The sequence below is a fragment of the Streptomyces caelestis genome (assembly GCF_001279005.1).
GTDB lineage: Bacteria > Actinomycetota > Actinomycetes > Streptomycetales > Streptomycetaceae > Streptomyces > Streptomyces heliomycini.
The window spans coordinates 1-252 of sequence record NZ_LGCN01000159.1; the positions used below are offsets into that span (position 1 = coordinate 1).

At 75.0% G+C, this 252-nt stretch carries 1 protein-coding gene; it reads left to right on the forward strand.

Annotated elements, in window-relative coordinates; genetic code table 11:
• Window positions 1–252 (forward strand): TIM barrel protein (locus tag ADK41_RS14880; RefSeq protein ID WP_030837873.1); only part of this gene is annotated, 252 nt, incomplete at both ends.

Sequence of the window (252 nt, forward strand, 5' to 3'; positions counted from 1 at the left end):
GGCCCCCGCGCAGATCGCCCGCGCGGGAGCCCAGGGCCGCATCCACACCTTCCAGCTCGCCGACTGGACCACCCCGCTGCCCGAGGGCGTCCTCAACGGCCGCGGCCAGATCGGCGACGGCGCGATCGACATGCGGGAGTGGAAGGGCCACGTGGAGGCGGCCGGCTACACCGGCCCCATCGAGGTCGAACTGTTCAACGACGCCCTCTGGACCCGCGACGGCCGCGAGGTCCTCGCGGAGACGGCGGCCCG